The following is a 25963-nucleotide window of genomic DNA, read 5'->3' on the forward strand; positions in this document are numbered from 1 at the left end:
GTCGCGCCATCCCGCGCGGGTCTGCGGGACCGGGTTGACGCGTCGGGGCGGGGGTCGCGCCGGGTGGAGCGAGGTCTACCCGAGCGACGAGCCGAGCGACGCCAGGGCCGCCAGCACCCACACTGACAGGACGACCGTGCTCACCACGAGCGAGAGCAGCACCGCTGCTCCCAGCCCACGCGTACCAGCGAAGAACAGCGGCGCGACTCCGAGGATCGCGGTGACCGCGGCGAGAGAGGCGACGTTCCAGAACGCCTCCTCCAGTCCGCCGAAGGCCAGTCCGTACGCGACCGCGACCTCGGCCGCCGACATGAGGACCACCAACAGCACGAAGTACCAGCGCTGCGCAGGCTCGTCCATGTGCACAGCCTCCCCGATCCACGACCGTCTGTGACGCGAACGAGGGCGGACGCCTCCATCGCCCAACTCGACGGGCAACAAGGCCCGACTCAACCGGCAACAACGCCCAACTCAACCGGCAACCAGGCCCAACTCAACGCGGGCGGGGTCAGCGGGTGACGTCGTGGAGGAAGGCGACGCTGCTGTCCAGGGCGGACCGGGCAGCCGGCAGCGTGAGCTTGAGCTGGTACTCGTGCATCAACGGCGGCTCGTGGTCGGCGGGGTAGAAGACCGGGGTGACCGGCACACCGAGGTCGGCCAGCCGCGTGGCGAAGGCCCGGCCCTGGTCGGTCAGCGGGTCGGCGTTGCCACCGGAGATCCAGGTCGGCGGGAAGCTCCGCGACACCTGGCGCGGCAGGTCGACCTCCTCGAAGACCGGCGCGTCGAAGTCGGTCGTGCCGAGGTAGGACATCGCGATGGTGCGCACCAGCCAGCCGCCGAGACCACGCGCGTCGCGCCCCAGCGACGGGGCATAGATGCCGCAGTGCAGCAGGACCCCGGCCGGACGCCCGGCCTGCGGGGACAGACCGACCCGCGCGGCGTACGCGGGCTCGGTCAGCAGCGTCGCGACCTGCGCGGCCAGGTGCGCCCCCGCCGAGTCGCCGGCCAGCACGTAGGGCCGCCCCGAGCCGGCCAGCACCACCTCGAGGGCCCGGCACACCTGGCGCAGCGCGAGCGGGTAGCGAGCCGCCGGCGACAGCGTGTAGTTGACGACCACCACCTCGAAGCCGCGGTCGGCGAGGATCTTCGCGTACGACGCCAGGTGCGCCTTGTCGCCGCCGATCCACCCGCCGCCGTGCACCCAGAACACGACCGGCCGGTCAGTACCCGAGCGCCAGACGTCGTAGCGCTCGTCCGGCCCGGACCCGTAGGACAGGTCGGTCTCGCCGGTGACGATGTCCGGGACGAGGTCGTGCAGGGCCGCGTCGGTGCGCACGCCGTCGCGGTCGAAGGCCTGCCTGACGAGCCACGCGGCGACGGACACGAGACGATCCTGCCAGCCGGCCCAGCTCGACGGGGGTGACCGTCAGGCCGACAGCACCAGCCCCGAGGTCGGCACCCCGGTGCCGGCGGTGACGAGCACGTGCTCGACGTCGGGGACCGGGTTGACCGACGTGCCGCGGACCTGCCGCACCGCCTCGGCGATGCCGTTCATGCCGTGGATGTACGCCTCGCCGAGCTGGCCGCCGTGGGTGTTCAACGGCAGCCGACCACCGAGCTCGATCGCGCCGTCGGCGACGAACCCCGGCGCCTCCCCGCGACCGCAGAAGCCCAGCTCCTCCAGCTGCATGAGGACGTACGGCGTGAAGTGGTCGTAGAGGATCGCCATCGCCATGTCGTCGGGACCCAGGCCGCTCTGGCGCCACAGCTCGCGCCCGACCACGCCCATCTCGGGGATGCCGATGTCGTCGCGGTAGTAGGACGTCATCACGAACTGGTCGACGCCGCTGCCCTGCGCGGCCGCTGCGACGTACGCCGGCCGCTGCGCCAGGTCGCGCGCCCGCTCGGCCGAGACGATGACGAGCGCGACCGCGCCGTCGCTCTCCTGGCAGCAGTCGAGCAGGTGCAGCGGGTCGACGATCATCCGCGACGCCTGGTGGTCCTCGAGGGTGATCGGCCGCTCGTAGAAGAACGCGTTGGGATTGGTCGCCGCGTGCCGCCGGTCGGCGACCGCGATCCGGCCGAAGTCCTCGGAGGTCGCGCCGTACTCGTGCATGTAGCGGCGCGCCTGCATCGCGACCGTCGCGGCCGGCGTGCCCAGGCCCATCGGGTAGGTCCAGGCGTTGTCGAGGCCATTGGTGTTCACCTGCGTCGCCGCGGCGACCGAGAACTGCCCGAACCGCGACCCCGACCGCTCGTTGAAGCCGCGGTAGGCCACGACGCAGTCGGCCACGCCGGTGGCGACCGCCATCGCGGCCTGCTGGACCGTCGCACAGGCACCGCCGCCGCCGAAGTTGATCCGACTGAAGAAGCGCAGCTCGCCACACCCCAGCTCACGTGCGACCGCGATCTCCGAGGAGGTGTCCATGGTGAAGGTCGTGAAGCCGTCGACGTCGGCGGGCGTCAGTCCGCAGTCGGCCAGCGCGTGCTGCACGGCCTCGACGGAGAGCTGGAGCTCGGACCGACCGGACTCCTTGGAGAACTCGGTCGCCCCGATGCCGGCGATGGCTGCCTTGCCCGACAGGGTCATGCGTCACTCCTGGGGTTTCGAGACGGTTGCTGCGCAACCTCCTCAACCACCGGGGGGGCGACCACCTTCACGGTGCCGGTGACGTGGTCGCCGAGCGACACCCGGCCGACCACCGAGATGGTGGCGATGCCGTCCTCGACCGACTCCACGGTCCCACTGAAGGTCAGCGTGTCGTAGGGGTGCGCGGGGGCGCCGAGCCGGATCGCGATCCCCTTCAGCTCGGTGTCCGGGCCGGCCCAGTCGACGACGTACTTCTCGACCAGCCCGTTGGTGGTCAGGATGTTCATGAAGATGTCCTTGGACCCGGCCGCCTGGGCGACGTCGCGGTCGTGGTGGACGTCCTGCCAGTCGCGCGTCGCGATCGCGGTGCTCACGATCGTGGTCGGCGTCATCGGCAGCGACCACTCCGGGATGGTGTCTCCCGCCTTCATCACACTTCCTTCGGTCGTCGAGTAGCCGAGGTACGAGGCGTATCGAGACGCCAGATGGGCAGGGTCAGCTCGTCGTCGACCCGGTTCCAGTCCACGCGCAACGGCATCCCGATCTCGATCTCGTCGTCTCCGACCCCGACGACCTCGCCGACCATCCGCACGCCCTCGTCGAGGTCGATCAGCGCGATCACGATCGGCAGCTCCTTGCCGGGCACCGGCGGGTGGCGGTGGACGACGTACGAGAAGACGGCGCCGGTGCCGGCGGCCACGACCCAGCCCCGGTCCAGCGCGTGGCAGACCGGGCAGGCCGGCCCGGGCGGGAACCGCAGGTCGCCGCAGGCGTTGCACCGCTGGATGCGCAGCTCCCCGGCCGCGGTGCCGTCCCAGAAGAACTGCGAGTCGCGCCCGATCATCGGGCGGATCACGGTCACGACCGCTCCCCCTCCTTCTGGCGAGGGATGAACTTCAGGACGCGGAACAGCATCGTCGCGACCCGCTCGGCGCGCCCATCGGGGTGGTCGACGTACCAGGTGTTGCGCGAGGTCACGAAGTAGCCCTCCCCCATCGCCGTGCTCTTCGGGCCGGCGACCGAGTCGAGGGCGGTCGTGACCCGCACCCGCTCGCCGACGCGCAGGTAGCGGTCGTAGGTCTGCTCGCAGTTGGTGCCGAGCACGGCGGTGTAGCCCGCCGCGGTCAGCACCTCCATCATCCGGCTCAGGGGGTCGTCCGACGGACGCCGCCGGCCGAGGCCGGGCATCGTCCACACCTGCGCCATCGAGGGCGGCGCCTCGCCGGTGCGGAACCGGTCGTTGTCGTAGCCCATCGCGTCCAGCCAGGTGCCGATGGTCGGCTGGTTCACCTCGTACGGCGCCAGCGACTCCGACGCCTCGCCGAGCGCCTGGATCCGCTCGGCCTCCGCCATGATCTGCTCGTGGGTCATCGCGGCACCCTCGGCAGGCCCATGCCGAACATCGCGATCAGCTCGCGCTGCACCTCCTGGACCCCGCCGCCGAAGGTGAGCACCAGGTTGCGCTTGGCCTGGCCGTCCAGGTAGCGCATCAAGGCGTCGGTCTCGGCGTCGGACGGGTCACCGTAGCGATGCACGATCCCGCCGAGATCGGCGGCGAGGTGCTGCACCTGGTCGGCGGCGAACACCTTGGAGGACGACGCGTCGCCGACCGAGATCTCGCCGACGGCCGCCGCCCGCGCCACCTCCCAGTTGAGGAGCTCGTTGACCCGGAAGGCCGCGGTCACCGCGCCCATCACCCGGCGTACGTCGGGCCGGTCGACCACCCCCGCCTTGGTGGCCCAGTCCGCGACCCGGTCGCGCAGGCCCTCCAGGCGGCCGGCGGGACCGAGCATCACGCGCTCGTGGTTGAGCTGCGTGGTGATCAGCTTCCAGCCCTGGTTCTCCTCGCCGACGAGCATGTCGACCGGGACCCGGACGTCGTTGTAGTAGGTGGCGTTGACGTGGTGGGACCCGTCGGCGGTGATGATCGGCGTGTGGCTGTAGCCCGGGTCCGTGGTGTCGACGATGAGGATCGAGATGCCCCGGTGCTTGGGGGCGTCGGGATCGGTGCGGACGGCCAGCCAGACGTAGTCGGCCTGGTGGCCGCCGGTCGTCCAGAGCTTCTGCCCGTTGACCACGTAGTGGTCGCCGTCGCGGCGCGCGGTGGTGCGCAGCGACGCCAGGTCGGTCCCGGCGTCCGGTTCGCTGTAGCCGATCGCGAAGTGCACCCGTCCCTCGAGGATCGGCTGGAGGAACATGTCCTTCTGCTTCTGGGTGCCGTAGCGGATCAGGGTGGGCCCGACCGTCTGCAGGGTCACCGCCGGCAGGTGCACGTCGGCGCGCTGGGCCTCGTTGGCGAAGATCGTCTGCTCGATCTCGCCGAGCCCGTGGCCGCCGTACTCCTGCGGCCACCCGACGCCCATCCAGCCGTCCTCGCCCATCTGGCGCACGACCCGCTGGTAGGTCTCGCCGTGCCGGTCCACCGCCATGTCGCGGTGCTCGTTGCTGTCCGCGAGGCCGGTGAAGTAGGTGCGCAGCTCGGCCTTGAGCGCCCGCTGCGACTCGGTGAGCTCGAGGTTCTTGGTGGTCGGGTCCTCGATCGCGACCTCCTCGGCCCGCCCGTCGAGAGCGTGCACGATGTCGGTGACCCAGGAGAAGTAGCGCGACATCGGGTAGGTGATGTCGACGCCCATCCCGCCGTGCAGGTGGTGGCAGGTGCGCATCGCGGGCGGCGCCTCGTGGCAGATCCAGTAGGAGGCGACGGCCAGGTCGTCGGTCACGTCCAGGCCGGCGGCGATCCGCCAGGCGGCGTTCTGGGCGGCGAGGTCGACGGTGCGGGAGGTGATGTAGACGTCGGCGATCTGCATGGCGACCGCCTGGAACTCCGCCAGCGCGCGGCCGAACTGCTCGCGCCCCTTGATGTAGGCGGCCGTCAGGTCCCGCGCACCCGCCACCAGCCCCGCCGCGGTCAGGCAGTGGCCGGCGACCGCGAGCTCGTGCAGCACCCGCGCCGCGTCCGGGCCGGGCAGCAGCTCGGCCGGGGCGGCGTCGAGCACCACCGTGTGCTGCACGGGTCCGAGGCTGGACATCGACTCGAGCAGCTCCACGCCGGGTCCCGCCGGGTCCACGAGAGCGACCACCGGCTGCCCGTCGGCCGACGCGGTGACCAGCAGCCGCGCCGCCCGGTCGGCACAGGTGACGCCGATCTTGCGCCCGGTGATCCGGCCGTCGGCGTACGCCGTCGCCGGGCGGTCGGTCAGCCCGGCGCCCACCTCCCGCAGGGCCGGTGAGAGCAGCACGTCGCCGGTCGCCACGCCGGGCAGCAGCGCGCCCTGCTGCTCGGCCGATCCGGCGGCCGCCAGGGTGAGCACGCCGCAGCACAGCGTCTCCCAGACCGGGAGCTGCTGGGCCCGCAGGCCGGTCTCGTGGAGGAGCACCGCGACCTCGGGCAGCCCGAGGCCCTCCCCGCCGTGCGCCTCCGGCACCGGCAGCGCGAGCAGCCCGGCGTCGGCCAGGGCCGCCCAGGTGGCATCCTGGTCGGCGTCGGGGCCACCGGACCGCTCGAGCACCTCGCGCACCACGGAGCGGACGGCCTCGGCCGCCTCGGCGGTCTGGACCTCGTCGATCACCTGCATCTCCCTGCGCCGTTGGGGTACCTGACGTGCGAAACTGTAACCTGTTCTAGTCTGATTGGACACGTCCCTCCGACTCACGGGACGGGAGGGAGCTCCATGCGTCCGGTCTCGCCACGCGCGCTGCTGCGGCAGCGGTTCCAGGTGCCCGACGTCACCATCCCGGCCGGCCGGATGGTGGAGCTGCCGGGCCGCGGCGCGACGTACGTGACCGACTCCCCCGGCCCGACCCCCGACGCACCGACCGTCGTGCTGCTGCACGCGGTCGGCTGCACGGGTCTGCTCACCTGGTTCCCGTCGATCGGGCCGCTGTCACAGCGCTTCCGCGTGGTGACCCTGGACCAGCGGTGGCACGGCCGTGGCATCCAGTCCGCCGAGTTCTCCCTGGCCGACTGCGCCGACGACGTCGCGGCGCTGCTCGACGCGCTGGGGATCGGCGAGGCGATCGTCGCCGGCTACTCGATGGGGTCGATCATCGCTCAGCGGGTCTGGCGCCAGCACCCGGACCGGCTCGCCGGGCTGGTGCTGTGCGCGACGACCGACCGGTTCCGGTCCACCGTCACCGAGCGCGTCTTCCACCAGGGCATGGAGGTCACCATGCTCGGTGCTCGGGAGATCTCACGCTCGCGGACGGCCGCGCGGGCGGCCCGGGCCGCCGGGCGCGCCACGAACGACGCGCTGGACATCGCACCCCGCGACATCCACGACTGGGCCGTCGAGGAGTTCCGCAGCACCTCGCCCTGGGCGGTGGCCCAGGCGGTCGCTGCGCTGGGCCGGCACCACTCCCGGCCCTGGCTGAACCGGATCGACGTCCCGACCGCGGTCGTCGTCACCCTCCGCGACCGGGTGCTGCCTCCCGACAACCAGCTCGCCCTGGCCCGCCGGATCCGCGGCGCCACGACGCACCCGGTCGACGCCGGCCACGCCGCGTGCGTGATGCAGGCCGACCGCTTCGTGCCGGCCTTCCTCGAGGCCGTCGGCACCGTGCACGCCCGGCGCCGCGACTTCCCGCCGCGCGGGCGGCTCAGCGAGCCGCCGAGGTCTTCCTCCGAGACCGCTTGATCGGCGTCGGCTCCTCCTGACCGGAGACGGCCGCCTTCAGCGCCGCGAGCTCGGCCGGGAACCGGCTCACCAGCCCGTGCGCGTCCGGGAGCGACTCGCGGCACGCGATCACGCCGACGTTCACGCGGCCGTTGTTCGACATCACCGTGATGTTGAGCCCCGCACCGTGGAAGACCGGACCGAGCGGGTAGAGCCCGTCGATGCGGGCGTCCATGAAGTAGAGCGGCACCGGCGGGCCCGGGACGTTCGAGATCACCAGGTTGTGCACGACCGGGTGCCGCTCGGGCAGCCGCAGGCCGGCGTACGCCCGCACGGCCAGCCCGAAGGTGCGCGGCGCCGCGAACTCCGCCCAGTCCTGCAGCGAGTCGGCGCTGATCGCCGCGTGGTGCTCCTTGGCGTGCCGGGTGTGCTCGGCCATCTCGTGGAGACGCTGCAGCGGGTCGGCGATGTCGGTGCCCAGCTTGGTGAAGAGCGCCGAGACCTTGTTGGCCCCGTCCGAGCGCTGGGACTTCTCGCGCACCGACACCGGCACGGTGGCCAGCAGCGAGCTCGAGGGCAGCTCCTCGCGCTCCTCGAGGTAGGCGCGCAGCGCGCCCCCGGCGACCGTGAGGACCACGTCGTTGACCGTGGTGCCGGTCGCGTTCTTGACGTGCCGCACGTCCTCGAGGTCCATGTCGGCCAGGGCGATGCTGCGGTGGCTGGTGATGGTGCCGTTGAACGACGTGCGCGGGGCCGAGAACGGCGCGGCCATCGCGGTGCCGGCCCGGGCCCGGCCGATCGTGCGGGTGACCATCTGCACCGACGGCGTCACCAGCCGGACCGCGTTGAGCGGCCGGCGCATCAGGTCGGCGACCGCGCGGCCGAACAGCTCGCCCTGACCGGGCTCGCGGCCCGAGCGCTGCGGGTCGGGCGGCACGATCGGGTCGGCACCGGGCTCCAGCGAGCACAGGTGGGAGATCAGGTTGGCGCCGGACACCCCGTCCACCGTGGCGTGGTGCATCTTGGAGAACACCACGACGCGGTCGCCGTACCCCTCGATCACCCACATCTCCCACAGCGGCCGGGAACGGTCCAGCGGCAGGCCGGCCAGGTGGCTGGTGAGCTCGACCAGCTCCTCGTAGCCCCCCGGCGAGGGCAGCGCGAGCCGGTGCACGTGACGGTCGATGTCGAAGTGCCTGTCCTGCACCCAGATCGGGTGGTCGATGCCCATCGGCACCTTGCGCAGCTTGCGGGTGAACTCGGGGACGTCGCGGACCCGGCGCTCCAGCTCGTCGCGCAGCCCGGAGAACGTGTACCCCTCCGGCATGGTCGACGGGTCGAGCAGGATCACGCCGCAGACGTGCATCAGCTGCGCGGGCGTCTCCAGGTAGAGGAAGCTCGCGTCCAGCCCGGACAGCCGCTCCATCGCCACCCCCTCGCTGTCGCGCTCAGCAAACTGCAACCTGTTGCAGTTCGTCAACGACAGGTCAGGACCAGGGCTACGCGTGACCCGCGTCTCGCCGCACGCCGCCCAGCGCGCGTTCTACATTTGTCATATGGGCCTCCTCCGCCGCCAGCTCGTCACCGCCGCGCTCACCGCCAATGCGATCCGCCCGGTGCCCGGCTTCCGGGCCGGCATCCCGGCGTTCCTCGCCGGCTGGCTGACCACCGAGCTGGCTCCGCACCTGATGGCGCTCACCGCGACCGACGCGACGCTGCATGCGGTGCGTCCTCGCGGCGGGCGGCGCAACCGGGCCGGCCTCGCGCTGGCCGCCGTCAACCTCGCCGGACAGGCCTACCTCGTCGACCAGGCGCGACGGGTGCAGAAGAACGCCGAGGACGCCCTGGTCGAGGGCATCGGCGCCGACTACCTCGAGCAGCTGGACGCGCTGCCGACGCCGGCGGACCTCGCGACGCCGTGGCGCCGGCTGGTCAACCCGTTCCGGATGCGCGACGTGGACGTGGTCGTCGAGCGCAACATCCCCTACGCGCCCGAGCACGGCAAGCGCGGACTGCTCGACGTCTACCGCCCGGCGCATGGCACGGTCCAGGACGCGCCGGTGCTGCTGCAGGTGCACGGCGGCGGCTGGACGATCGGGTCCAAGGACGAGCAGGGCATCCCGCTGATGCAGCACCTCGCCGCGAAGGGCTGGGTCTGCGTCGCGATCAACTACCGGCTGGCCCCGCGCGACCCGTTCCCGGCCCAGATCATCGACGTCAAGCGGGCCATCGCCTGGATCCGTGAGCACGTGGAGGAGTACGGCGGCGACCCGGACTACATCGCGATCACCGGCGGGTCGGCCGGCGGGCACCTGACCGCGCTCGCGGCCGTGACCCCGAACGACCCGGCGTACCAGCCCGGCTTCGAGGACGCCGACACCGGCGTCGCGGTGGCCGTGCCGCACTACGGCGTCTACGACTTCGCCGGGTGCACCGGCCTGCGCAGCGCGGTGCAGATGCGCGACCTCTTCCTCGCGCCGCGGGTGGTGCGCCGGACCTGGGCGGAGGACCCGGAGGTGTTCGAGGCCGGCACGCCGCTGCTGCGGGTCACCGAGGACGCGCCGGACTTCTTCGTGCTCCACGGTGCGCACGACTCGCTGGTCTCGGTCGAGCAGGCGCGCCTGTTCGTCAAGCGCCTGCGCGAGACCTCCGGCGCCACGGTCGTGTACGCCGAGCTGCCCGGCGCCCAGCACGCCTTCGACGTCTTCCCCTCGATCCGCAGCCAGCACGTGGTGCGCGCGATCGACCGCTACCTGCACTGGCACTGGAACGGCTGGCGGCGCGCGCGGGCGGCCGGCGCCGAGCCGGCGAGGGCGGAGACGGCGGAGACGGCAGAGCCGGCCGCTACAGGAACAGGAACGCCGTAGCCGCGACCACCACCAGGCCGCCGAGCTCGACCAGGCCGATCCGGGCGGGGCGCCAGGTCGGGTCGTGCCAGCGGACGGCGCGGGCGGCGAGCAGGACGAACGGCGCGGCGAGCCACGGTGACAGGCCGGTGCCGACGGCGACCAGCGCGACGACCACGGGGCAGGCCAGGGCGAACACCCGCGACCCCGTGGTGTAGGCGGGGTTGGCGCGCTCGCGGATGAGGGACTTCACGTGCAGCGTGGAGCCCACCAGGGTCAGGGCGGTCAGCAGGGCGGCGACGAGCACGTCGGTGCTCGTCATCGCCTGCACCGGCAGGGCGAGGCCGGACGCCCCGTCGACGACCCCGGCGACGACCGGGACGAGCAGCACGCACTCCAGCACCAGGACCAGGTCGTTGGTCAGCGAGCGCTCGCGGCGGCGCCGTGCCTGCACCAGGTTGACCGCGAAGAGCGCGAGGTAGCCGAGCAGCACCCAGGCCAGCCACGGGTGCGTGACGAGCAGCGGCAGGCCGGCGGCCACGCAGACCGGCGACCACACCAGGGCAGCGCGGCGGAACCGGTCGCGCCGACGCGCGGTGAGCAGGCCGGTCAGCGCCCAGCTCGACGGGTAGGCCGCCACCCAGGCGACCGCGAGGACCGCCACCCACCACGACCAGCCGGCCGCGGCCACCCCGAGCAGGAGCGGCAGCGCGAGGAACCCCCAGGCGCCGTGCTGCGGCGGGATCACCGGCGACCGGCGGCCGCGTCGCGCGGGTGGGTCGGGGCGCCCCGGGCGGGGCGGGACGGTCCGGGTGGGCACGTCCTCCAGCCTGCGCGCCGAGGTCCGGGACTCCCCCGGTCCGGCGGCCCGACCTGACGGGACGTTGGTCCCGGCGCGGCCCGGGTCAGCGCCCGGCGTCGTCCCCGTCCTCGACGTAGGCGAGGTCGTTGATCTCCAGCACCTGCGCGACCTCGTCGTCGGCCTCGGGGACGGTGGCGAGGACCGTCACCTCGGTGCCGAGCAGGCCGGCGACCTCCTCGGCGTTCGTCTCGGTCGTGCCGTCGGCGTCGAAGTCCGCCAGCGCGGTCGCCGCGAGGTAGTCCTCGTCACCGAGGTCGACGACCGTGTCGTCGACGCACCAGGCGGGCAGCTCCTCGGTCCCGCACTCCTGCAGCGTCCCGGTCAGCTCCTGGGTCGTCGGCGTCGGCGGGTCGGTCGGGTCGGTCGGGTCCGGTGGCACCGTCGGGTGGGTCGGCTCGTGGGACGGCCCGCTGTTGTGGCCCGAGCCCTCGTGCACCGGCGGCGCCGACGGCTCCGGATGAGCCGGCGGGTGGGTCGGCTGGTGAGCAGGCTGCTGGTGCTGGCCGGGGTGCTGGCCCTGCTGGTGTCCGGCTGCGGGGTCCGGGGAGTGGCTCCCGCCCGAGGAGTGCGGCGACGAGGTCGCGGTCGGCAGCGGGCCGACGGCGCGCACGGTGAGCGGCGTCTCGGGGAGGGCGTCGGGCTCGGCGTAGCGGCCGGAGCTGTACTCGTGCTCGAGGGCGATCACCCGCGCGGCGTACGACGTCGACGGGTTGTAGCGGTGCAGGGCGGCCCGGAGCCCGGTCGGGGTGTCCAGGGTGCCGGGGGCGGCGCACAGGAACACGGCCGCCCCGAGCGCCGCGTCGTCCAGGTCGTCGGCCGACCGGACCCCGTCGCCGTCGGCGTCCACGCCGAGCGTCGCCCACGTCGAGGGCAGGAACTGCATCGGGCCGACCGCGCGGTCCCAGCGCTTGTCGCCGTCGACCTGGCCCGCGTCGGTGTCGGCGACCTTCGCGACCCGGCCGTGCCCGTTCAGCTCGACGCCGCGGATCAGCGGGCGGGACACGCCGTCGGCGCCCAGCACCGACCCGCCGACCCGGCCGTGGTCGGACTCGACCCCGCCGATCGCCGCCAGCAGCGTCCAGGTGAGCCCGCAGTCGCGGTCCACGCGTCCGGCGATCGTGGTGGCTCGCTGGTAGGCCGACAGCGCCGCGATGGGGATGTCGGCGACGTCCGCGGCGGTGGCGGCCTGCCGGAGCGTGCCGCGAGCGGCACTGCCCTGCACCTTCGGCAGCACCGGGACCACCGGGTCGGAGGTGGTCACGATGGTGTCGACCGTCGCGGGCGCGACCTTCTGGATCGGAGCGGGCGTCCGCCAGGGCTGACTGACCACGACGAGGCTCGCGAGAGTCACCGTCGCGGTCAGCGTGAGCCGGAGCGGGCGGACCGTGATCATGGTGCGTCCAGCGTAGCCCCGGAAGGGCCCACCTGGGGGGTGAACTTGCGGAATAGTCGAGTCGTTTACTTCACATTGGGTACGACGTCGTCTCCCGGTCGCCCGGCGGTCACCGGGGCAGCCCCAGGATGCGCTCGCCGGCGACGTTGCGCAGCACCTGGGTGGTGCCTCCGGCGATGGACAGGCACCGGGTGTTGAGCAGCTCCCACAGGTCGCGGCGCACCTCCTCGTCGGTGTCGACGAGGATCCGGTCCCCGTGCAGCTCGGCGACCAGCTCGGCCGCGTCCTGGCGGTTGCGCACGCCCAGGAGCTTGGCCACGCTCGACTCGGCGCCGGGCCCCTGGCCGGCGAGGGAGCGCATCGTCGAGCGGACGCCCAGCAGGCCGCACACCGTGGCCAGCGCGACCGCGTGTCCGACCCGCACCCGCTGGGCCGGGGTGACGCCGCGGGCGGCCAGCTCGACGGCCCGCTCGGTGCTCTGGCTCAGCCGGGACGACCCCATCGCCACCCGCTCGTTGGCCAAGGTCGTGCGCGCCAGCCGCCACCCGTCGTCGATCTGGCCGACCACCATCTCGTCGGGCACGAAGACGTCGTCGAGGAACACCTCGTTGAACAGGGCGTGACCGGTGATCTCGCGCAGCGGGCGGACCTCGATGCCGGGGCTGGTGCGCATGTCGACGAGGAAGTAGGTGATCCCCCGGTGCTTGGGGGCTTCGGGGTTCGTGCGCGCCAGGCAGATGCCCCAGTCGGCGCGCTCGGCGACCGAGTTCCACACCTTCTGCCCGGTCAGCCGCCAGCCGCCGTCGACGCGCACCGCGCGGGTGCGCAGCGAGGCCAGGTCGGAGCCGGCCTCGGGCTCGGAGAAGAGCTGGCACCACACCAGGTCACCGAGCAGGGAGGGCCGCACGAACCGCTCGCGCTGCTCGTCGGTGCCGTGCTCGAGGATGGTCGGCAGCGCCCACCCGGCGATCACGATGTCGGGGCGGGTCAGCCCGGCCGCGGCGAGCTCCTGGTCGATGACGACCTGGGTGACCGCGTCCGCGCCGAGCCCGTAGGGCCGGGGCCAGTGCGGGGTCAGGTAGCCGGTCTCGACGAAGGCCGCCCGCCGCTCCGCCTCGGGGGTGGCCGCGATCCGCGCGACGACCGCGCGCACCTGCTCGCGCACCGCGTCGTCCCGGCCGTCCAGGTCGAGCCGGACGCGTCGCCGTACGCCGGCCACGGTCGTCGCGGTGAGCCGTTCCGCGGCCTCGTCGGCGTCACCGACGAGCGCGCGCAGGGCCAGCGCCCGGCGCAGGTAGAGATGGGCGTCGTGCTCGTAGGTGAAGCCGATCCCACCGAGCACCTGGATGCACGACTTGGCCACCTCGACGGCGCCGTCGAACGCGACGGCGGCGGCCACGTCGGTCGCGAACGCCCACTGCTCCTCGTCACCGGCGTCGGCCGCGACCGCGGCGTCCCAGGCCACCGCGGTGACCGCCTCCGCGGTCTCGAGCATCTCCGCGCACAGGTGCTTGACGGCCTGGAAGCTGCCGATCTTCTGGCCGAACTGCTCGCGGACCTTCGCGTGCCCGACCGCGGTCGCCAGGCACCAGCGCGCGACACCCGCCGCCTCGGCGGCCGCGAGCGTCACCAGCGTGCGCCGGACCCCGGCGGTCGTGGTGTCGACCGGGACCCCGGCCCCGGCGTCGACGTGGTCGAGCCGGCCGTGACGACGGCTCAGGTCCAGGCCGGCGGCCGGCGTGACCCGCACGGACTCCCGGCGCACGAGCTGCCACTCGCCGTGCACGGGGAGCAGGAGGTGGCTGGCCGACGGGCCGTCCCAGACCAGCCCCTCGACACCCTGCGGCGCCAGGCCGACCACCGAGTCTGCCTGGAGGTGGGACCACTGGTCGCCCAGCACGGCCGCGGCCACCGCCGGGCCGAGCAGGGGGCCCGGCACCAGCTCGTGGGCGCAGGCCTCGAGCGCGACGGCGACGTCGAGCAGCGACCCGCCCCCGCCGCCGGACGCCTCGGGCAGCCCGATGGTCGGCACCCCCATCTCGCCGAGGGCCTCCCACGCGGTCGCGAACGTCGCCTCGGGGTCGTCCTCGGCGCTGCGGGCCAGGTCGCGCCCGCCCAGGTCGGCCGCCCACTTGCGCAGGCTGGCCGCGAGCTCGACGTGCTCGTCGGAGATCCCGATCGACATGGCCACTCCTCCACGCTGGTCCAACGCTGGTTGAGGTGCGAGCGAAGCGAGCCTCGAAACCCAGGAACTAGAACGTGTTCCAACCCTACTAGAGTCACGCGGGTGACCGACATGGCAGCCGACCCCGACCGGCCGACCCCCGACTGGCTGCGCCACGCCCTCGACGCCAAGGGCTTCATGCCCGAGGACGAGGGGATGCTCCTCCACCGGTCCGCCCGCGAGCGCCTGCCGCACGGGCCGCTCCTGGAGGTCGGCACCTACTGCGGCAAGTCCGCGATCTACCTCGGCGCGGCGGCTCGCGAGCTCGGCGGGACGGTCTTCACCGTGGACCACCACCGCGGGTCGGAGGAGAACCAGGCCGGCTGGGAGCACCACGACGCGTCGCTCGTCGACGCCGAGTCCGGGCTGATGGACACCCTGCCGGTCTTCCGCCGGACCATCGAGCGCGCCGGCCTCGAGGACCAGGTCGTCGCCGTCGTCGGGCGGAGCACGACGGTCAGCGCGCACTGGCGCACCCCGCTGTCGCTGCTGTTCATCGACGGCGGGCACGCCGAGGAGCACGCCCAGAACGACTACAGCGGTTGGGCGCCGTGGGTGATGCCCGGCGGGCTGCTGGTCATCCACGACGTGTTCCCCGACCCCGCCGACGGCGGGCAGCCGCCGTACCACGTCTTCCTGCGCGCGCTCGAGGGCGGCGCCTTCACCGAGGTGGAGGCGCTGGGGTCGATGCGGGTGCTACGACGGACGGCCGGAGCCGCTGGGGACCCCGTCGGTTGACGCGTGGTCGGCCGACGGGCACCCGCACTCCAGGCCGAGCTCGCTGAAGTGGGGCGCCAGCGAGGTGCCCCGGTAGATCCCCGACCCGGCGGTGCTGTGCCCGGCGACCTCGCCGAGGGCGTCCACGGCCAGGATGACGGCCGCGGCGGTGTACGTCGTGTGCTCCACGGGCCAGAAGACGTTGCGCGGCTCGTCGGTCTGTGTGGGGTCGCCGTAGACCCAGCCGGTCCAGTAGCGGCCGTCGTCCTCGCGCAGGTGCTGCATGTCCGCGATCAGCCGCAGGGCACCCCGGTGGTCGCCGAGCAGGTCGAGCGCCATCGCGAGCTCGCAGGTCTCCGCGCCGGTCACCCACGGGTTGGTGTCGACGCAGTGGATGCCGAGGCCGGGCACCACGAAGTCGTCCCAGCGGGTGTCGAGCAGGTCGCGGGCCGCCTGGCCGCGCACCGCCCCGCCGAGGACCGGGTAGTACCAGTCCATCGAGTAGGTCGACTTGTCCTCGAACAGGTCGCGGTGCTCCCGCACCGCGTGCCCGAGCCGGCCGCCGGCCAGCTCCCAGCCCGGCTGCGGGTCGTCGAGCAGCTCGGCGAGCGCGACGCCCGCGCGCAGCGAGTGGTAGATGCTGGAGTTGCCCGTGAGCAGGCAGAAGTCCTTGGTGGGGGTGTAGTTGATCCCGCCCCACGAGACCTGCTGCGCGACCACCCAGTCGAGGGCGGCGCGCACGGTCGGCCAGAACTCCCGCACGAAGTCGATGTCGCGGCGCACCAGCCAGTGGTGCCACACCCCGACCGCGAGGTAGGCGGTCATGTTGACGTCGCCGCGGTCGTCCTCGGCGACCCCGCCCACGATCTTCATCGGGAACGATCCGTCGTCGTGCTGCATCGTCGGGACCCACGCGTAGGCGCGCTCCGCCGCCTCCACCTCGCCGCCGACGAGCATCGCCATCGCGCCCTCGACGTGGTTCCAGATGTCGACGTGCTCCCCCGTCGTCCACGGGATCGCGCCCCACGGCTCCTGCATCGCCGCGATCGACGCGGCCGTCTCGCGCACCTGCTCGGCGGTGAGGATCCCGTCGACGTACGGGATCCTCGCGAGCGCGGGGCTCATGCGTCGGCGTCCGGCTTGCGGAAGTAGAGGACCATGCTCTTGCCGATGACCGGGTCGATGACCCGGGAGGCGAGCTGGAGCACCCTGGGCTGCTTCATGATCTCCCAGACCAGGAGCTTGTGGTAGGTCCGCGCCAGGAAGTGCTCGTCGTTGCTGACGCCCACCGCGCTCTTGATCCACCAGTAGGGCGCGTGCAGCCCGTGGGCGTGGCTCTTGCCCTCGAAGATCATCGCGTCGCCCGGCCGGCCGTCGTTGGGGCGCCCGGCCTTGGTGACCTTGTCGATCAGCTCGTGGTCGGTGTAGATCCGGACGTGGCCGCCCGGGGCGTTGTGGTAGTCGTCGGAGAGCCGCCAGTTGATGACCTCCGGCAGCCAGCGCGGCACCGAGATCGCCATCGTCCCGCCGGGACGCAGCACCCGGACCAGCTCGCGGATCGCGTCGACGTCGGCGTGGATGTGCTCGAGCACCTCGGCCGCCACGATCCGGTCGAACTCGCCGTCGGCGAACGGGAGCTCGAGGGCGTCGCCCTGCTTGATGTCGGCGTTGGCGCCCTCGGGCACCTCGCCCTGCTCCTTCATCGCCCCGAAGATCTCCAGGACACCGGCGAGCTCGTCCGCGTCCATGTCGAACGCGACCACGTCGGCACCGCGGCGGTACATCTCGAACGCGTGCCGTCCGCCGCCCGCACCCATGTCGAGGACGCGCTCCCCCGGGCGCAGGCCGAGCCGGTCGAAGTCAACGGTGAGCACGCAGGCCCCTCTCGCTCTCGTAGTCGTCGATGACGACCTCGTACGCCGCCGCGACCTTCTGCGCCACGGCACGCCAGCTGAACAGCTCCTCCACGCGGGCGCGGCCGGCGGCGCCGTACCGCGCGCGGCGCTCGGGATCGTCGAGCAGCGCCGCGATCGCCGCCTCCAGCTCACCGACGTCACCGGGCGTCACCAGGTCGGCGCACAGCCCGTCGGGGCCGACGACCTCGGGGATCGCCCCCGCGTCGGAGGCGATCAGCGGGGTCGCGCAGGCCATCAGCTCGGCGGTCGGCAGCGAGAAGCCCTCGTAGAGGGATGGGACGCAGGCCAGCTCGGCGCTGCCCATCAGCTCGACCAGCTCGGCGTCGCTGATGCCGTGGACGAAGTGGACGTGCTCCTCGATCGCCAGCTTCTCGATCAGCCGCTCGGTGCGGCCGCCCGGCTTGGGCTTGGTGACCAGGAAGAGCTCGACGTCGCGCTCGGTGCGCAGCTTGGCGAACGCCTCGAGCAGGGTGGCGATGCCCTTCATCGGGGCGTCGGCGCTCGCCATCGCCATGATCCGGCCCGGGACCCGCGGCGTGGTCGGCGGGACGAACGCGTCGTCGACGCCGAGCAGGATGACCTGCATCTTCGCGGGGTCCACGCCGAAGTCGCGCGCGATGTCGCGCTTGGAGGTCTCCGACGGGGTCATGATCAGGCGCATCTGGCGGGCGACCTTGGCCTGCATCCGCACGAAGCCGTACCACCGGCTGAGCGTGAACTTGCGCCACGGGTTCTTGGTCGCGGCGATGTCGATGCGACGGTCGTAGCTGATCGGGTGGTGCAGCGTGGTGATCAGCGGCAGGCCCAGCTTCTCGATCTCGAGCATGCCGTAGCCGAGCACCTGGTTGTCGTGGACGATGTCGAAGTCGTCGACCCGCTCGGCCAGCGCCCGGACCGCGCGCAGGCTGAAGGTCTTGGGCTCGGGGAAGCCCGCGACGCACATGGTCGCGAACTCCTCGACGTCGATGCGGTCGCGGAACTCCTTGAGCTTGGGGACCCGGAAGGGGTCCGGCTCGCGGTAGAGGTCCAGGCTGGGCAGCTTGGTGAGCTGCACGCCCGGGTCGAGCTCGGGGTAGGGCTGCCCGGAGAACACCTCGACGCTGTGGCCCAGGTTCGTCAGCTCCCGGCTCAGGTGCCGGATGTAGATCCCCTGCCCCCCACAGTGAGGCTTGCTCCGGTAGGACAGCAGAGCGACCCGCATCCTCACCTCTTCTCTTCGCACGACCTGGCCGACGGGTGTGCGGCCGAACTGGAACGTGTTCCTATTCTAGGTCACGCGTTGCTAGCCTAGTGCGCCTTCCCCACCGGACGACGAGGGGTTCCCTAGACTGAGGCGTCCGGAGCTTCGTCCGTACGACGGCGACCGGCCGTCCGAGTCCACCTCATGAAGGGGTCCGTGTGAGCACCGCCAAGGCCAGCCCGGAGCAGGCCAGCTCGCTGGCGGCCGACGACCTCGGCTCCGCCGCCCAGCGCGACCGGCGCAAGCGCATCCTCGACGCGACGATCGCCCTGGCGTCCCAGGGCGGCTTCGACGCCGTGCAGATGCGAGCCGTCGCCGAGCGCGCCGACGTCGCGCTCGGGACGCTCTACCGCTACTTCCCCTCCAAGATCCACCTGCTCGTCTCGGCGCTGAACCGCGAGTTCGAGCGCACCGAGATCGCCCTGCGCGACAAGCCGGTCGAGGGCGACACGACCGCCGACCGCGTCATCAACGTGCTCAAGCGGACCACCCGCGGGATGCAGAGCGACGCCCAGCTCACCGAGGCCCTCACCCGCGCGTTCATGTTCGCCGACGCCTCGGTCAGCGCCGAGATCCACCAGGTCGGCATGCTGCTGACCTCGATGCTGACCCGCGCGATGTACCCCGGCGGCCACGAGGTCACCGAGGAGGACGTCCAGATCGCCCGCGTCATCGGCGACGTGTGGCTCTCCGCCCTCGTCGGGTGGGTCACCGGCCGCAACTCCGCCGCCGAGACCGGCCAGCAGATCGAGGTCGCGGTCCGCCTGCTGCTGCGCGACTGAGGTCACCGCTCGCGCGCGAGCCACTCCTGCGCCGCCCGGTAGGCGTCGAGGCTGGACTCCCCCAGCCTGCTCGTGGCGGGGAAGACCCGCACGTCGCCGGCCTGCTCGACCGTCGCGTTGCGGTGCAGCTGCTCGAGGACCTCGGGCGCGACGCCGCTGAGGTAGAGCCGCCCGCCGACCTCGTCGAGCCGGCGGGCGTAGTCGGAGAGGACGACGTAGGCCGTCGCGCCCAGCATCGCCCGCCCGCGTAGCCGCAGCACGACGGCGGCGCGGTCCGCGTCGGACGGGTCGGGCAGCCGCGCCTGGAGGGTGCGCGCGCCGGCGTAGTAGAGGCTGCCGTAGACGTCGATCATCGTGACCGTCCGCGGCGTCAGCTCGGCGGGAGCCTCGTGCTCCTCGAAGCGTCCGGCCTCGTCGGGGACCAGCACGACGAGGCGCAGGTCGAGGGCCTCCTGGTTGAGCTGCATCATCAGGGAGAGAGCGACGCCGAGACCGACTGCGGCGGCCACGGGCAGCAGCAGGGTGGCCACGAGGGTGGTGATGCACGCGACCTGCGACACCCGCCCGGTGCGCAGGATCGCGCGGAAGGCGCCGGTGCGCAGCGACCCGATGGCGGCGGCGATGAGGACCGCGGCCAGGGTCGGCATCAGGACCTGCCCGACGATGCCGGAGAACGCGACCAGGATGAGCGCGAGCCAGACGCCGGCCGCGACGGCTGCCCACCGGCCCCGGGCGCCGGCGGAGACGCTGATCGCGGTCTGGCCGACCGAGCCGCCGACCGGCTGGCCGCGGAAGAGCCCGGAGAGCACGTTGCCGACGCCCTGGGCGAGGAAGTCGCGGTTGGCGTCGGACCGCCGGCCGTCCGGGTTGGGGGCGGACTCGCTGACCCCGGCGCCCTGGATCAGCACCAGCGCCGCCACCGCCAGCGCACCGGTCACCAGGTCGAGGGAGAGATCCGAGAGGCGCGGGAGGTACGGCGTCGGCAGCCCGGTCGGGATCGGGCCGACGTCGTCGACGGTCTCGATGGACGTGGCGCGCAGCGCCAGGGCCAGGAGGGTCGGGACGACCAGGGCGATCAGCGAGGACCACGCCGACAGGCGGGTCCGGGCCAGCCCGAAGAGGATCGCCAGGGCCAGCAGCCCCGCGGCCAGCGACGCGGGCTCGATGAGGCCGGGGTGCGTGACGAGGTCCCACGCCTTGGCCAGCGCGAACGGGCCGCTCACGTCGGCGCCGGTGAGGTCGCCGAGCTGGCCGAGCACGATGTTGGCCGCGACCCCGGTCAGGAACCCGATCATCACCGAGTGCGGGACGAAGCGCGTGTAACGGCCGAACCGGAGCAGCCCGGCGGCCACCATGACGGCGCCGGCGAGGACGGTCAGCAGGAAGAGCGACTGCGGCCGCTCCTGCGCCGGCACGGACGCCAGCGCCGAGCCCGCGGCGAGCGCCGAGGCGCTCGTGGTCGTGATGACCATCAGCCGGGTGCTGGCGGTGAGGCCGCCGCCGACCGGCCCGAAGATGCTCGCGTAGAGACCGTGCACCGGGTTGACCCCGGCCAGCACGCCGGACGCCATCCCGTCCGGGACGCTGCTGATCGCCCCGGGGACGCCGGCGACCAGGTCGGCCTTGAGCGTGCCCTTCTCCGGGGCGAGGGACCGCAGCGCGCGGCGCACCGAGGCCGTCGCGGACCGGGGGGACGTCACGGGCCCCAGCGTCTCGGCTGCGCAGCCGGCGTACCTCGTCCGAGCCGGGTGAACCGGCGTGGCCGACGTCTCACCCGGGGCGCCGGTCGGCCGACCTAGGCTCGCAGCATGGGCGACCAGACGATGGCGGGCCGGACGGTCCTGGTGACCGGGGCCAGCGACGGGATCGGGGCCGAGGCCGCGAAGGTGCTGGCCGAGCGGGGCGCGAGCGTCCACGTGACCGGCCGGTCGGCCGACAAGCTGCGTCCGGTGGCCGAGGCGGTCGGGACCGAGCCGCTGGTCGCGGACTTCTCCCGGCTCGACGACGTACGCCGGCTCGCCGACCAGGTCCGGGAGCGGGTGCCCCGCCTGGACCTGCTGATGAACAACGCCGGCGGCACGTTCGCGACCTCGCAGCGCACCGCGGACGGGCACGAGCCGAACTTCCAGGTCAACCACCTGGCGCCGTTCCTGCTGACCAACCTGCTGCGGCCACAGCTCGCTGCCGCGGGGGCGTCGCTGGTCGTCAACACGTCCAGCATCGGCAACCTGATGGGCAAGGTCGTGCTCGACGACCTCGACTACGAGCGCCGCCGGGCGATCGAGTTCCTCGCCTACGGCACCGGCAAGCTGATGAACATCTGCTTCACCCGCGGCATCGCGCAGCGCTGGGCCGACGACGGCATCCTCTCGGTCGCCGTCCACCCGGGCCCGGTCGGCAGCTCCTTCGGCCGCGACTCGTGGCTGGTCGGCCTGGCCTACCGCTCCCCGCTGAAGCGGTTCTTCACGATCAGCGTCCCCGACGGCGCCGCTCCCCTCATCGCGCTCGCCGAGCGCGGCCCCGACCCGGAGCTCAACGGGCGCTACTTCAGCCGGTTCAAGATCGACGGGCCGGAGAACAAGCAGGCGCACGACCAGGCGGTCATCGACGGGCTCTGGGAGCGGTCCGCCGAGCTGGTCGGCGTCGGCTGAGCGCATCGGATCGGCGCGGATCGGGACACCGACCGGCGCGTCCGGCGTACCCTTCCTCGTGGTGGGGGCTGATCACGAGGTCGGTCGACAATGGGGAGCAGGGACGAGCGCGGCGTCGTCGCGCGTGGGTGGGAGATCCGAGGTGGGGACCTCGATGACCCCGCGGTCGCGCGAGCCGTCCGCGAGGACGTGGCGCCGCGCGTCGCCGACCACGAGGGCTACCTCGGCGGGCTCATGCTGCTCGACCGCGACCGCCGGATCCTGCGCAGCCTGGTGCTGTGGGACGGGCTCGAGGCTGCTGACGACGCGGCCGGGGACGGGGTGCGGGTCGTGGCGGCGCTGGTGGCGCTGACCAGCGCGCAGGTGACGGCCCGGTGCACGTTCGACGTGCTGCTGACGCGGTTCGACCGGCTGCCACCGATCCTGGCCGGGCCCCAGGAGGGCCGCCGGGTCGTCGTGCGGATGGGACGGCTCGAGGGATCCGGCGTCGCCCACCCGGCGACGACCACGCGGCTCGGAGACCTCCTGGACCAGCAGGTGACCGGGGCTCCGGGCTGCGTCGGCGGGGTCCTGCTCCTCGATCGTGACCGTCCGACGGTCACCGGCGCGTCGTTCTGGGCGGACGCCGCCGCTGCCGCGGCGAGCAGCGAGCTCGGCGAGCGGGCGTTGCAGTCTGTGGCGGACCTCGCCGAGGCGACCTCGGTGGGCGTGGGCGGCTACGAGCTGCTGGTCGCCGACCTGGCTTCCTGGTCCGGGACGGCTGAGACATGACCACCGGGCGCGCGGCCCGAGGCCGGACGCTGCTCCTGGCCGCCCTCGGGGTGTTGGTGGTGGCGCTCCTGCTCGTCGTCGGGTCGCCGCTCGTGGACACGGACGTTGTTGCCGACCGGCAGCAGCAGACCAGTGTGAACCTCGGCCTGCCCCTGCCCTGGGTGCACCAGGACCAGTCCGCCGCAGATCCGCCGCTGCCCACGCAGTCGGGCCTGTCCTCCCCGTGGGAGCACGTCACGTCCATCTCGCCCGGGGCGTTCCTCCTGGACGCGGTGGTGGTCTTCCTGGTCCTGGCGCTGGTGGCCGGGCTCGCGGTGGCGCTGGTTGGTAGGGTCAGGTCCGCGCACCGAGCCTCAGGTCGAGCCGTCGAGGAGGTCCCATGAGCAAGCGATGGACCACGACTGCCGTGGTGGCCGCGACGGTCTGTCTCGCCGTGGTGGGCAGCACCGGGCCTCCCGCCTCCGGCTCAGCCGAGCCACGAAAGCCCGCGTGCGACCGTCATCCCGACGACATCCCACTACCGCCGGGGGCGTTCATCGACTGCACGACGGGCGAGACCGTGGGCGTGATCGTCCACGTGACCCGTCGCGACCTGCGGTCGATGGGCGTCAAGCACTACGCACACCACACAACGACGTCTCGCGGGACGGGATAGCCGGACACGAACTCACGCGGTGCGGTGCCGCGCGACCAGCTCGAGCAGGTGTGCGTGGGTGTCCGGGTCACGCGCCGCGACGATGCCGGGCCCGGTGTGGACGGGGTTGCCATCGAAGTCGGTGATCGGGCACCCGGCCGCCTCGCACAGGGCGATGGGCGCGGTGAAGTGGACGCTGCCGCGGTGTCGTCCGTCGGTGACGTAGCCGAGGCGCTGCCCGCTGCTGACCCACGCGAGGGCCAGGGTCGTCGACTCGACCCGGGGGCTGAAGCGGCGGCGGAGCTCGGGGTCGGCGGCCAGCTGCGCGCCCACGAACGGCTCGTCGAGGGGGCCGTCGGCGTTGATGTCGACCAGCGCGGTCTCGGGAGGCGGGGTGACCTCGTCTCGCCCCAGGATCCCGAACTCGTCGTGGTCGGCCCAGTAGACCTCCCCGCTCGGCGGGTGGCTGACGGCCGCGACAGTGGTCCGGCCGCCGACGGTGAGGGCGACGTTGACCGAGAAGTGCGTGGTCATGGCCGCGAAGTTAATCGTCCCGCAGAGTGGGTCCACGAGCCACACCCTCGCCGAGCCCGCGCCGGTGACGCGTCCCAGCTCCTCGCCGACGAACCCGTCGTCGGGCCGCGCCGACCCGATGACGTCCAGGATCACCCGCTCGGCCGCGAGGTCCGCGGCGGTGGCGAAGTCGGTGGCCGTCTTGGCCTGCCGGTCCAGAGCGGTGCCGTACATCCCACGGAGCACCTCCGCACCGGCACGCGCGGCCGCTATTGCCACCTCGAGGTCAGCCTGGCTCGGCGGCGTCGTCACGGCCGTATCGAACCACGTGGGGATGCACTGGCGACGCTAGGAGAGCTTGTCGACGGCGGTCGTGAGGAAGGTGCCGATGTCCTCGGTCGTGAACGCGGGCTCGACGCCCTCACCCATCACGATGTCGACGACCTGCAGGTCCATCAGGACCGGGCCCTGGCGCACCACGGAGTTGTGCAGGAGCCAGTACGCCCCGCCGCCGGCCTCCTCGATGGTCGTCAGGTCGCCGTACCGGTCGTCGCCGACGTCCGGGATCGTCATCGGCTCCGTCATGCCGGGACCCTCCTCGCCGGCCGGGATCTTGCCCTGGCAGGCGCGCATGCCGTCGCTCAGTGCGTCGAAGGTCTTCTCGATCTCGCCAGGGTCGCCGGACAGGAGGAACTCCTGGACGAAGATCATGTGACCGACCCGGTCACCCGCGGCCATGTCGATGGGGTCGTCCTCGGACTGGTCGAGCTGCCGGAACGCCTGCCACCGAAGCGCTTCGGCGGCAGCACGCGACTCCTCGCTCGCCCGGTCGCAGAGCTCGATCCTGGGCAGCAGCTCCTGCTGCGCCTCGGACAGCACACCAGGAGTCGCGGACGCAGCATCCGGTGGGACGTTCACGGTCCACTCGCCGTCGAAGTCGTCCACCGTCACGAGGTCGGTGGCCAGCTGCTCCGCTGTCGGCACCGCCTGCTGGGAGGACGTGGTCGCGTCGCTCGACGAGGGCGTCGCGGACTCCGACCCGTTCCCGGCGCAGGCGCCCAGGAACAGGATCGTGGAAGCGGTCAGGACCAGGATCGAACGAGCGCCACTCATCGCCATGCCCCTCTTCCGGAGATCGGCTCGCCGAGAGCTCAAGCCTCCCGCGCTCGCCCTCCGGGTCGCTAGAGGCGTACGTCCCCGTATGGACCTATACCGACCTCGGGACGGTGGCTCACAGACTGCTGACGGTGGGGCTGCTCGGAGCCCTGGCGTCGCCGTCTGTGGCGATTACCCCGTGTCCGATCTCAGGGGGACGGTTCCGCCTCGGGCTGGGTAACCGCCATCCACCGCTGTGTGGAGGTCTGGTCGAAACGGACTCTGCTGGCCGGAGGCACCTGCTCTGGCGGGTTCTACAAGTCGCGCTACACGCTTGGCCGGGTTGGCGATCTAGCGCTCCCTGGGTTATCTCTAGAGGCTCTTGACTTATTTCAGAGGCAGAGTAACGTTCACGTTGCCGAAGCAAAGAGTCTCCGGAACCTAACTAAGGAGAACATCCTGACCGACATCACCGTCCCGGTCCCGGACGACCGCACCGCCGAGTTCTACCAGTTCTTCGGCCTCTGGCTCGCCGGCTCGCTCGACATCTCTCAGGGGATCTCTGGAGCCCCCGAGAGCCCCTCCAAGGCCCCGACGATCAACTACGAGGACCTGCCGAAGTGGGGTCACGGCGACGACGACTTCGACATCGCGGTCACGCTGTGGAAGAAGTACTCGCCGAACGCCCGCAAGATGTTCAGCCTCCTGATCGACAACCCCGACAAGGAGTACACCGGGGACGAGATCGCCGAGGCCATCGGGCTGGCGAACGGGGCTCACGGCGTCGCGGGGGTCCTGGCCTGGCCGGGCCGCTACGGCTACAAGGTCGGACGCCGCCTGCCGAACGACTGGCGGGAGGACGCCGACACCCTCCAGAGCTACTACTGGATGCCCGCTGAGCGGGCCGAGATGTTCAAGGAGGTTCGGGCGCAGGTCGAGGGCGCGTGACGCCCTCGGCGGCCCGGCCGCCCCCAACACAACCACCCGCCGTCATTGCGACGGCGGGTGGTCTCGTTTCGTGCTATCCGAATAGCTTGATCAAGCCACCGATGATGCCGAGGACCGGCGAACGCGCCGAGTACTCCCACCTCGAACTGGCTCGCCGCGACCTCGCCT

The 25963-nt window shown here is 72.5% G+C and carries 25 protein-coding genes; 8 read left to right on the forward strand and 17 right to left on the reverse strand.

Features of this window, described 5'->3' with window-relative positions:
* Nucleotides 1-75 precede the first annotated feature (75 nt).
* From ACILRH_RS18570 to ACILRH_RS18600, 7 genes are all read right to left on the reverse strand, one after another.
* Nucleotides 76-360 carry a hypothetical protein gene (locus ACILRH_RS18570; protein WP_395695547.1) on the reverse strand — a complete coding sequence of 95 codons (285 nt, stop codon included), beginning with the start codon at nucleotides 358-360 and terminating at the stop codon, nucleotides 76-78.
* A gap of 148 nt (nucleotides 361-508) precedes the next feature.
* Nucleotides 509-1384 (reverse strand): alpha/beta hydrolase, encoded by an 876-nt coding sequence (locus ACILRH_RS18575; RefSeq protein WP_395695548.1) that lies wholly within the window; start codon nucleotides 1382-1384, stop codon nucleotides 509-511.
* Between the two features lie 42 nt (nucleotides 1385-1426).
* A complete protein-coding gene (locus ACILRH_RS18580; protein ID WP_395695549.1) occupies nucleotides 1427-2590 on the reverse strand; it encodes a lipid-transfer protein in 1164 nt (387 codons plus the stop codon).
* Nucleotides 2587-3021, reverse strand: coding sequence for a MaoC family dehydratase (locus ACILRH_RS18585; RefSeq protein WP_395695550.1), 435 nt, complete (start codon nucleotides 3019-3021; stop codon nucleotides 2587-2589). Before ACILRH_RS18585 ends, ACILRH_RS18580 begins: the two co-directional genes overlap by 4 nt.
* Complete coding sequence (locus ACILRH_RS18590; RefSeq protein WP_395695551.1) at nucleotides 3021-3452, reverse strand: Zn-ribbon domain-containing OB-fold protein; 432 nt, start codon at nucleotides 3450-3452, stop codon at nucleotides 3021-3023. The genes ACILRH_RS18585 and ACILRH_RS18590 overlap by 1 nt, the downstream gene beginning before the upstream one ends.
* Nucleotides 3449-3961 carry a MaoC family dehydratase N-terminal domain-containing protein gene (locus tag ACILRH_RS18595; protein WP_395695552.1) on the reverse strand — a complete coding sequence of 171 codons (513 nt, stop codon included), beginning with the start codon at nucleotides 3959-3961 and terminating at the stop codon, nucleotides 3449-3451. The genes ACILRH_RS18590 and ACILRH_RS18595 overlap by 4 nt, the downstream gene beginning before the upstream one ends.
* Entirely contained in the window at nucleotides 3958-6159 is a 2202-nt protein-coding gene (locus ACILRH_RS18600) for an acyl-CoA dehydrogenase (protein ID WP_395695553.1), read from the reverse strand. Before ACILRH_RS18600 ends, ACILRH_RS18595 begins: the two co-directional genes overlap by 4 nt.
* A 102-nt stretch (nucleotides 6160-6261) precedes the next feature.
* On the opposite strand from ACILRH_RS18600, the gene ACILRH_RS18605 reads away from it, so the two are divergent.
* Nucleotides 6262-7224 (forward strand): alpha/beta fold hydrolase, encoded by a 963-nt coding sequence (locus ACILRH_RS18605; protein ID WP_395695554.1) that lies wholly within the window; start codon nucleotides 6262-6264, stop codon nucleotides 7222-7224.
* Here the strand turns inward: ACILRH_RS18605 and ACILRH_RS18610 are convergent.
* Complete coding sequence (locus ACILRH_RS18610) at nucleotides 7187-8629, reverse strand: wax ester/triacylglycerol synthase family O-acyltransferase (protein ID WP_395695555.1); 1443 nt, start codon at nucleotides 8627-8629, stop codon at nucleotides 7187-7189. The two genes, ACILRH_RS18605 and ACILRH_RS18610, sit on opposite strands and share 38 nt — an antisense overlap.
* A gap of 130 nt (nucleotides 8630-8759) precedes the next feature.
* Here ACILRH_RS18610 and ACILRH_RS18615 point away from each other — a divergent pair, with 130 nt between their 5' ends.
* Nucleotides 8760-10070, forward strand: coding sequence for an alpha/beta hydrolase fold domain-containing protein (locus ACILRH_RS18615; RefSeq protein ID WP_395695556.1), 1311 nt, complete (start codon nucleotides 8760-8762; stop codon nucleotides 10068-10070).
* Here the strand turns inward: ACILRH_RS18615 and ACILRH_RS18620 are convergent.
* The 3 genes from ACILRH_RS18620 to ACILRH_RS18630 all read right to left on the reverse strand — a co-directional run bounded on the left by ACILRH_RS18620 (nucleotide 10048) and on the right by ACILRH_RS18630 (nucleotide 14489).
* Nucleotides 10048-10869 carry a YwiC-like family protein gene (locus ACILRH_RS18620; protein ID WP_395695557.1) on the reverse strand — a complete coding sequence of 274 codons (822 nt, stop codon included), beginning with the start codon at nucleotides 10867-10869 and terminating at the stop codon, nucleotides 10048-10050. The genes ACILRH_RS18615 and ACILRH_RS18620 overlap by 23 nt on opposite strands.
* A gap of 85 nt (nucleotides 10870-10954) precedes the next feature.
* Nucleotides 10955-12304, reverse strand: a complete 1350-nt coding sequence (locus ACILRH_RS18625; protein ID WP_395695558.1) for a lytic transglycosylase domain-containing protein — start codon at nucleotides 12302-12304, stop codon at nucleotides 10955-10957.
* A 109-nt stretch (nucleotides 12305-12413) separates the two neighbouring features.
* Nucleotides 12414-14489: an acyl-CoA dehydrogenase family protein gene (locus ACILRH_RS18630; RefSeq protein ID WP_395695559.1), complete on the reverse strand. Its 2076-nt coding sequence runs from the start codon at nucleotides 14487-14489 to the stop codon at nucleotides 12414-12416.
* A 111-nt stretch (nucleotides 14490-14600) separates the two neighbouring features.
* Here ACILRH_RS18630 and ACILRH_RS18635 point away from each other — a divergent pair, with 111 nt between their 5' ends.
* On the forward strand, nucleotides 14601-15266 hold the full coding sequence (locus ACILRH_RS18635) for a class I SAM-dependent methyltransferase (RefSeq protein WP_395695593.1): 666 nt from the start codon (nucleotides 14601-14603) through the stop codon (nucleotides 15264-15266).
* On the opposite strand, the gene ACILRH_RS18640 is transcribed toward ACILRH_RS18635, so the two are convergent.
* The 3 genes from ACILRH_RS18640 to ACILRH_RS18650 are packed head-to-tail and all read right to left on the reverse strand — an operon-like array spanning nucleotide 15225 to nucleotide 18362.
* On the reverse strand, nucleotides 15225-16370 hold the full coding sequence (locus ACILRH_RS18640) for a prenyltransferase (RefSeq protein ID WP_395695560.1): 1146 nt from the start codon (nucleotides 16368-16370) through the stop codon (nucleotides 15225-15227). The genes ACILRH_RS18635 and ACILRH_RS18640 overlap by 42 nt on opposite strands.
* Nucleotides 16367-17119, reverse strand: a complete 753-nt coding sequence (locus ACILRH_RS18645; protein ID WP_395695561.1) for a class I SAM-dependent methyltransferase — start codon at nucleotides 17117-17119, stop codon at nucleotides 16367-16369. Before ACILRH_RS18645 ends, ACILRH_RS18640 begins: the two co-directional genes overlap by 4 nt.
* A complete protein-coding gene (locus tag ACILRH_RS18650; protein WP_395695562.1) occupies nucleotides 17106-18362 on the reverse strand; it encodes a glycosyltransferase family 4 protein in 1257 nt (418 codons plus the stop codon). The genes ACILRH_RS18645 and ACILRH_RS18650 overlap by 14 nt, the downstream gene beginning before the upstream one ends.
* Nucleotides 18363-18559: 197 nt before the next feature.
* Between ACILRH_RS18650 and ACILRH_RS18655 the strand changes: the two genes are divergently transcribed.
* On the forward strand, nucleotides 18560-19183 hold the full coding sequence (locus ACILRH_RS18655) for a TetR family transcriptional regulator (protein WP_395695563.1): 624 nt from the start codon (nucleotides 18560-18562) through the stop codon (nucleotides 19181-19183).
* 2 nt (nucleotides 19184-19185) lie between these two features.
* Here ACILRH_RS18655 and ACILRH_RS18660 read toward each other — a convergent pair whose 3' ends face one another.
* Nucleotides 19186-20883 (reverse strand): SulP family inorganic anion transporter, encoded by a 1698-nt coding sequence (locus ACILRH_RS18660; RefSeq protein ID WP_395695564.1) that lies wholly within the window; start codon nucleotides 20881-20883, stop codon nucleotides 19186-19188.
* Between the two features lie 108 nt (nucleotides 20884-20991).
* On the opposite strand from ACILRH_RS18660, the gene ACILRH_RS18665 reads away from it, so the two are divergent.
* The 3 genes from ACILRH_RS18665 to ACILRH_RS18675 all read left to right on the forward strand — a co-directional run bounded on the left by ACILRH_RS18665 (nucleotide 20992) and on the right by ACILRH_RS18675 (nucleotide 22988).
* Nucleotides 20992-21834 carry an SDR family NAD(P)-dependent oxidoreductase gene (locus ACILRH_RS18665; RefSeq protein ID WP_395695565.1) on the forward strand — a complete coding sequence of 281 codons (843 nt, stop codon included), beginning with the start codon at nucleotides 20992-20994 and terminating at the stop codon, nucleotides 21832-21834.
* A 90-nt stretch (nucleotides 21835-21924) separates the two neighbouring features.
* On the forward strand, nucleotides 21925-22605 hold the full coding sequence (locus tag ACILRH_RS18670; RefSeq protein WP_395695566.1) for a hypothetical protein: 681 nt from the start codon (nucleotides 21925-21927) through the stop codon (nucleotides 22603-22605).
* Nucleotides 22602-22988: a hypothetical protein gene (locus tag ACILRH_RS18675; RefSeq protein ID WP_395695567.1), complete on the forward strand. Its 387-nt coding sequence runs from the start codon at nucleotides 22602-22604 to the stop codon at nucleotides 22986-22988. Before ACILRH_RS18670 ends, ACILRH_RS18675 begins: the two co-directional genes overlap by 4 nt.
* 284 nt (nucleotides 22989-23272) lie before the next feature.
* On the opposite strand, the gene ACILRH_RS18680 is transcribed toward ACILRH_RS18675, so the two are convergent.
* A complete protein-coding gene (locus tag ACILRH_RS18680; protein ID WP_395695568.1) occupies nucleotides 23273-24064 on the reverse strand; it encodes an inositol monophosphatase family protein in 792 nt (263 codons plus the stop codon).
* A gap of 36 nt (nucleotides 24065-24100) precedes the next feature.
* Nucleotides 24101-24865 (reverse strand): hypothetical protein, encoded by a 765-nt coding sequence (locus ACILRH_RS18685; protein WP_395695569.1) that lies wholly within the window; start codon nucleotides 24863-24865, stop codon nucleotides 24101-24103.
* 240 nt (nucleotides 24866-25105) lie between these two features.
* Here ACILRH_RS18685 and ACILRH_RS18690 point away from each other — a divergent pair, with 240 nt between their 5' ends.
* A complete protein-coding gene (locus ACILRH_RS18690) occupies nucleotides 25106-25795 on the forward strand; it encodes a DUF6416 domain-containing protein (protein ID WP_395695570.1) in 690 nt (229 codons plus the stop codon).
* Nucleotides 25796-25963: the final 168 nt, after the last annotated feature.

Source organism: Nocardioides sp., from assembly GCF_044226765.1.
In the GTDB taxonomy this organism is placed as follows: domain Bacteria; phylum Actinomycetota; class Actinomycetes; order Propionibacteriales; family Nocardioidaceae; genus Nocardioides.